Below are 6,532 nucleotides of genomic sequence, written 5' to 3' on the forward strand. Positions count from 1 at the left end.
ACTTAAGGAAGTTTGATTTATAGAGATGTGGAGGATTTAATGTGAATGTTTTTTTACAATTAGGATGGTTTTTTAAACAAAGAAAAAAGCAATACATACTTGGGGTTTCCCTACTAATGATCGTCGCCTTATTACAATTGCTGCCTCCGAAAATTATCGGCTTTGTTGTCGATGAAATAAGACTCAGTACTTTAACTTCTGAATCACTGACTAAATGGTTGGTTATCCTTGCAGTTGGAGGACTAATCACATATATCTTTCGCTATTACTGGCGTATTATGATTTTTGGTTCATCAGTTGTACTAGGAAGGGATATGCGCAGTAAGTTATTTCACCACTTCACTAAAATGTCTCCTTCATTTTATCAAAAACGACGTATTGGCGATTTAATGGCTCATGCGACGAATGATTTAAATGCTGTTCAGGCAACGGCTGGAGCTGGGGTTCTGACGTTAGTCGATTCGATTCTGACGGGTAGCTTTGTAATTGCTGCGATGGCGTTTACAATTAACTGGAAACTAACATTAATTGTTTTAATTCCCATGCCTTTTATGATTCTTTTAACAGGTTATTATGGAAGACTTCTTCACCAACGGTTCCGTGGTGCACAAGAAGCATTTTCACATTTAAATGACAAAACACAAGAAAGTATTACTGGAATAAAAGTACTTAAAACATTTGGTCAGGAAAAAGAAGATGTTGAGGATTTTACTAAGTTGTCAGAAGATGTTGTTGAGAAAAATATGATGGTAGCCAAAATAGATTCTCTTTTTACACCGACCATTTCACTATTCGTAGGTATTTCATTTTTTCTTTCAATCTTTTACGGCTCAAAGTTCATCATTGAGGGTGCAATGACAATTGGTGATTTAATCGCATTTTCTGCCTATTTAGGTTTACTTATTTGGCCAATGCTCGCTTTCGGGTTTCTTTTTAATATCGTTGAAAGAGGACGAGCATCATATGGAAGAATTACTGAATTATTAAGTATCCAACCAGATATCGTGGACAAGCCAAACGCAATCGATAAGAAAGCTGAAGGTGACCTTGAGTTCATGGTTGATGAATTTAAATTTCCGGATGATGAACGTGCTGCTTTAAAGAATGTTCATTTCACACTTAAGCGTGGGGAAACACTTGGAATTGTCGGGAAAACCGGATCAGGAAAAACGACGATATTAAAACTACTCCTAAGAGAGTTTGAAGGATATCGGGGAGAGATTACTTATGGTGGTATCCCAATAAGCGATTATAAGCGAAAAAGATTACGCGAATCCATAGGCTATGTGCCTCAGGATCATTTTCTCTTTTCAACAACCATTTATGAAAATATTGCATTTACGAACACATCAATTAATCAGGAAAAGGTATTTGAATCTGCAAAACTTGCTCATATTCATGAAGATATTCTCGGATTTACCGAAGGATACAAAACGATAGTAGGGGAGCGAGGAGTTTCTCTTTCGGGGGGACAAAAGCAGCGAGTATCTATAGCTCGTGCTTTACTTATGGAACCTGAATTGTTGTTACTTGATGACTCACTTTCTGCAGTAGATGCCAAAACAGAAGAAAAAATTCTAGATTCACTTAAGCAAACTCGAACGGGTGAAACAACAATTATTACATCACATCGCTTAAGCGCTATTAAACATGCGCAAAATATCATCGTGATGGATGAAGGTTCTATTATCGAGAGTGGTTCACATGATGTACTTATGGAGCTTGGCGGTCAATATAAGGAAATGTATGAGTTGCAACAACTTGAAGCGCTCGTTGAGAAAGGTGGTGGCGAATAATGGGGAACTCTAATGAACAACAGCCAAAGTTAACAGCAAAGGATCAATGGGTTGTTTTCAGACGTTTACTTGCCTATATTCGACCCCATAAATGGATGGTCCTATTCGCACTCATTTTATTAGCACTAAGCGTCGCTGGTCAAATCGTTGGTCCTCTACTTATAAAAGTATTTATCGATGATTATTTAACACCTAGTAACTTCCCACAAGGTCCGCTCGTAACACTCGCAGGGTTCTATATAGCAATTCAACTATTTAACGTTCTTATTAGTTATTTTCAGCTGTTAAAGTTTCAAGAAATTGCACTCAAAATAATTCAGCAAATGCGAATTGATGTTTTCTCGAAAGTACAACGTTTAGGTATGCGGTACTTCGACAAGACGCCAGCTGGGAGTATCGTCTCTCGCGTAACAAACGATACCGAAGCAATTAAAGAAATGTTTGTAAGTGTATTGGTTAGTTTTTTACAAGCCGCATTTCTAATTGTTGGTGTTTATATTGCGATGTTTGCTCTAAACGTTAAACTTGCATTGTTTTCACTTGTACTTCTTCCGCTAGTATTAATAATCGTAGGAACGTACCGCAAATATAGTGCGCAGTTTTACCAAGATTTACGCGAACGACTCAGTCAGCTAAACGCGAAAATAGCAGAGTCATTATCTGGTATGGGTATGATTCAAACGTTTAGACAAGAAGATCGACTACAAAGTGAGTTTGATGACATTAACTCAAAGCATTACAACGCGGGTATGCGCAATATTAAATTGGATAGTGTACTCTTACGTCCGATGGTGGACCTTGTCCATGCAGCCGCAGTAATTATGGTTTTAAGTTATTTTGGAGTTGCCTCATTTGATAATGCTGTTGAGGTCGGAGTTATCTATGCATTTATCACGTTTATCGATCGCTTTTTTGATCCGATCAACCAAGTTATGCAACGATTATCCATTTTCCAGCAAGCGATTATCGCGGCATCTCGTGTATTTCGTTTACTAGATGACGATGATGAGGAACCTACTCAAAAAGTCTTGAAAAATTCAAGCATCAAAGATGGAAAAATTGAATTTAATGATGTCTCTTTTTCTTATGATGGAAAAGAAGATGTACTGAAAAACATATCTTTTACCGCTAATGCTGGAGAAACCGTAGCACTAGTAGGACATACAGGCAGCGGTAAAAGTTCAATCATTAATTTACTTATGCGTTTTTATGAATATGAGCGTGGTGAAATATTGATTGATGGAGTCTCTCTAAAAAATTTTCCAAGAGAAGAATTGCGTAGTAAAACAGGATTGGTTCTACAAGATCCATTTTTATTTTATGGAGATATAGAAAGCAATATCCGATTACACAACCAATCTATGACCTTGGAAGAAGTGAAGGACGCTGCTGAATTTGTTCAAGCCAATCAATTTATCGAAGAACTTCCTGCAGGATATTCACAAAAAGTTACAGAGAGAGGGTCTACATTTTCAAGTGGTCAGCGTCAACTCGTCGCATTTGCGCGAACGATTGCCACGAATCCAAAGATTTTAGTACTTGATGAAGCAACTGCAAATATAGATACGGAAACAGAGATTGCAATTCAGTCGAGTCTTGAAAAGATGAGAAAAGGTAGAACTACGATTGCAATAGCTCACCGACTCAGTACGATTCAAGATGCGGAACTAATCTTAGTTCTGCATAAAGGTGAAATAGTTGAAAGAGGGACACACCAGGAGTTATTAGCAAAAGAAGGTTTATATCACATGATGTACCTGTTGCAAAATAGTGAAGTAAGCTAATGAGAAACGGTGTTTACATTCGAGGAGCGGATGTAAACACCGTTTTTATTAGACTAAATTTTAATTAAATATTATAGATGTCTATAACTTAGTACGAATAGATGAACGAATCAAATTGTCATAAACCTTTCACAGACAAAATTCACGTATTTACGTTCCTTTTTTGATACGATTGAGGGAGTAAATATAAGGAGCGAAAATGATGCTAACTGATTTAAATATTTTTATCGCATTCGGTGCAGGTTTTTTAAGTTTTATTTCACCTTGTACATTGCCTCTTTATCCAGCATTCATATCCTACATCACAGGAATGTCGCTCGATGAATTGAATTCAGATTCAAAGCGGATGAGTAGAAGAGGTATGCTTCACACACTGTTCTTTTTATTAGGTTTTTCAATTATCTTTATCGTACTAGGTTTTGCATCTTCATTTATAGGTACGTTTTTCATTGAAAACCAAACAATTTTAAGACAAATTGGAGCCATCTTTATTGTATTATTCGGATTAATGATTATTGGACTATTTACTCCTGAATTTTTAATGAAAGAAAAAAAGCTTCAATTTAAAAATAGGCCAGCTGGTTATTTAGGTTCGATGTTGATAGGGCTAGCTTTCGCAGCCGGATGGACACCTTGTTCAGGACCAATCATTGGAGCTATAATAGGGCTTGCGGGAACAAATCCAGGTTCAGGAATGACTTATATGATTGCTTATGTATTAGGATTTGCAATTCCGTTCTTTATTTTATCGTTCTTTGTGACAAAAATTGGAGCAGTGAGAAAATATAGTGGTCCAATCATGAAAGTCGGCGGTTATATTATGATAGCTGTCGGTATACTACTGTTTTTCGATGGGATGACGTTTATTATTCGCATGCTTTCACCAGTATTTGGCGGATTCATGGGCTTCTAAGTAGGAGGGGATTACATGATCTATATTGAATCATTTAAAGAGTGGCAAATCGTTTTATCCGAACAAAAGCAGTTCCTTCTATTTGTAAAAACGGATCATTGTTCAGTTTGTGATGGGTTACTTCCACAAGTTGAAGTGTTGAAGGAGGATTATGATTTTCCTTTTTATATCGTAAATGTAGCTAAAACACCAGAGATAGCCGGACAACTTTCGTTGTTTTCAGCCCCAGTTGTCTTATTGTTTGATGAAGAAAAAGAATATGCACGTTTCGCTCGATTTGTACCGATGGCTGAATTGAACCAACGAATGCTTGAGTTAAATGAACGGAAGAAACGGAATGAGTGATTTAATAACTGCGGTTTTCACTAAAGTACCAACAATTTACTTAATAATTGGATCCACTTTGTTAGCTTTATTCATGGGTACTCTCGCGCTTTTCGTTCGTTCAAAAGCGGCAAATTATCCAGTATCCTCTAAGAAAATAATACTGCCGCCTTTATTTATGTCTACAGGTGCCTTTATGTTTTTTTTCGAAGAATTTAGAGTCCCATTTTTACAAGTGGGAGAGGCACTACTTGTAGGACTTCTCTTTTCGATTGTCTTAATTAAAACGACTCATTTCGAAACACGTCCAGAAGGAATATTCATTAAAAAATCGAAAGTATTTATCCTAATTTTAGTGAGTCTTTTAATTTTACGACTCATTGCAAAAGTAATGCTTAGTAGTACAATTGATGTCGGTGAATTAGGCGGTATGTTTTGGATACTTGCATTTGGAATGATTGTACCTTGGCGAATTGCGATGCTGATTCGATTTAATAAATTAAAAAATGAAATTATCATATAAAATAAGCAACAAAAAAATGAGTCCTCTTAGAGGCTCATTTTTTTGTTGCTAAAATAAATGTTCGTATGGAGTTAAGTCAACTTCCATTTGTGCAAGTTTCCTACGTAAAAATTTATGGTCACGTTTTGGCGTTGCTATTATGTAACCACGAATAATTAGGTCAAAATCAATTTTTTTTGCTTTCTCTTCAAGTGCAATTTCCCCGATTTTAGCCCCAATTTTTTGTTTCGCTACAGGGCGAAATAATTCTGGTACTGGTTTTGTAAGTTCTTCTAGTAACTCTTTTGCTTCAGTATTCCATAAGTGGATAGATCGATCCACATAATGTTCTTCCCAATCTAAAGTTGACTTTCCATCTTCTTTTGGAAACACTTTTAAAAATTTGCGGAACATAAAGAATCCACCGATTGCGAACAAGCCGACTAGAATAACAACCCAGAACATGATGAACCAAAGAAACCAGCCTTCAAGCATTGCATTCACCTCTTCCATTCTATTCTTCATTATAGGAGAAAATCATAAAAATTACACGAACTATGTATCCTAAACCTTTTTTTGCTCTATGTAGATGGTGAATGGGGGGAGAACATGGCAGCGATCAATTTCAAAAATGCAGAAGGACGTGTGCATTTCGATGGAGGAGTTACAGAAGGTGGTAAACTGATACTCCAATCGAAAACATATCGAAATAGTGCATCGGCAGCTAGTGCTGAGAACTTGTACCAAGGACTTGAAGAACTTGCTAGTCTTTCATCCCTTCCGAGCATCGGTATGGAAGTGGTCGAAACATCAAGCATTACGAACTAAATTGACTGAGCAAAAAAGGGGGAGAACAGAAAATGGCGAAAACGTTACAATTGAATTTTAGTATACCTGGGGCAAAGAAAATGATGCTTACGGTCGATGAGCCACACGAGGATTTAACAGCTCTAGAAATCAGTGCTCGGGTTGTTGAGCGAAATGTAACACACTTATTCTAAGGATAATGAATGCTAATCGACCTCATCCATTCTAGCGAGGTCGATTTTGTTTATCTTCCATCAAAGTAAAAGGAGCATTCCTGTTAGAAGTTTTTTAGGGGCTTGAACAAAAAAAGCCCTCTTGGTATGATGCGGGGTGTCAGTTTCTCGACGAAGAAATGACCCCTAATTTAGATACCAGGAGGACTCACTTATGAATTTTAAACAAAATG

General features: G+C 36.8%; 8 protein-coding genes. 7 read left to right on the forward strand and 1 reads right to left on the reverse strand.

All coding sequences use genetic code 11. From position 1 onward, the window contains the following. Positions 1-41: 41 nt before the first annotated feature. From ACXYMX_RS06610 to ACXYMX_RS06630, 5 genes are all read left to right on the forward strand, one after another. Positions 42-1,796, forward strand: a complete 1,755-nt coding sequence (locus ACXYMX_RS06610; protein ID WP_459043452.1) for an ABC transporter transmembrane domain-containing protein — start codon at positions 42-44, stop codon at positions 1,794-1,796. Further along, entirely contained in the window at positions 1,796-3,580 is a 1,785-nt protein-coding gene (locus tag ACXYMX_RS06615; RefSeq protein ID WP_459043453.1) for an ABC transporter ATP-binding protein, read from the forward strand. The genes ACXYMX_RS06610 and ACXYMX_RS06615 overlap by 1 nt, the downstream gene beginning before the upstream one ends. Positions 3,581-3,782: 202 nt before the next feature. Further along, positions 3,783-4,493 carry a cytochrome c biogenesis CcdA family protein gene (locus tag ACXYMX_RS06620; RefSeq protein ID WP_459043454.1) on the forward strand — a complete coding sequence of 237 codons (711 nt, stop codon included), beginning with the start codon at positions 3,783-3,785 and terminating at the stop codon, positions 4,491-4,493. Between the two features lie 15 nt (positions 4,494-4,508). Then, positions 4,509-4,838: a thioredoxin family protein gene (locus tag ACXYMX_RS06625; RefSeq protein WP_459043455.1), complete on the forward strand. Its 330-nt coding sequence runs from the start codon at positions 4,509-4,511 to the stop codon at positions 4,836-4,838. Continuing rightward, positions 4,831-5,340 (forward strand): CcdC family protein, encoded by a 510-nt coding sequence (locus tag ACXYMX_RS06630; protein WP_459043456.1) that lies wholly within the window; start codon positions 4,831-4,833, stop codon positions 5,338-5,340. Before ACXYMX_RS06625 ends, ACXYMX_RS06630 begins: the two co-directional genes overlap by 8 nt. A 48-nt stretch (positions 5,341-5,388) precedes the next feature. Here the strand turns inward: ACXYMX_RS06630 and ACXYMX_RS06635 are convergent, their stop codons facing one another. Then, complete coding sequence (locus ACXYMX_RS06635) at positions 5,389-5,814, reverse strand: DUF2621 family protein (protein ID WP_459043461.1); 426 nt, start codon at positions 5,812-5,814, stop codon at positions 5,389-5,391. A gap of 114 nt (positions 5,815-5,928) precedes the next feature. On the opposite strand from ACXYMX_RS06635, the gene ACXYMX_RS06640 reads away from it, so the two are divergent. Continuing rightward, positions 5,929-6,147, forward strand: coding sequence for a DUF1659 domain-containing protein (locus ACXYMX_RS06640; protein WP_459043457.1), 219 nt, complete (start codon positions 5,929-5,931; stop codon positions 6,145-6,147). Positions 6,148-6,179: 32 nt separating this feature from the next. Continuing rightward, positions 6,180-6,320, forward strand: coding sequence for a hypothetical protein (locus tag ACXYMX_RS06645; RefSeq protein ID WP_459043458.1), 141 nt, complete (start codon positions 6,180-6,182; stop codon positions 6,318-6,320). The last annotated feature ends 212 nt before the right edge of the window (positions 6,321-6,532 follow it).

The organism is Sporosarcina sp. CAU 1771 (assembly GCF_054482775.1).

Bases quoted from the DNA above. Each gene is read 5' to 3' on its own strand.
- ACXYMX_RS06615 (WP_459043453.1), top strand. From the start codon at position 1,796: ATGGGGAACTCTAATGAACAACAGCCAAAGTTAACAGCAAAGGATCAA.
- ACXYMX_RS06620 (WP_459043454.1), top strand. From the start codon at position 3,783: ATGCTAACTGATTTAAATATTTTTATCGCATTCGGTGCAGGTTTTTTA.
- ACXYMX_RS06625 (WP_459043455.1), top strand. From the start codon at position 4,509: ATGATCTATATTGAATCATTTAAAGAGTGGCAAATCGTTTTATCCGAA.
- ACXYMX_RS06630 (WP_459043456.1), top strand. From the start codon at position 4,831: ATGAGTGATTTAATAACTGCGGTTTTCACTAAAGTACCAACAATTTAC.
- ACXYMX_RS06635 (WP_459043461.1), bottom strand. From the start codon at position 5,814: ATGCTTGAAGGCTGGTTTCTTTGGTTCATCATGTTCTGGGTTGTTATT.
- ACXYMX_RS06640 (WP_459043457.1), top strand. From the start codon at position 5,929: ATGGCAGCGATCAATTTCAAAAATGCAGAAGGACGTGTGCATTTCGAT.
- ACXYMX_RS06645 (WP_459043458.1), top strand. From the start codon at position 6,180: ATGGCGAAAACGTTACAATTGAATTTTAGTATACCTGGGGCAAAGAAA.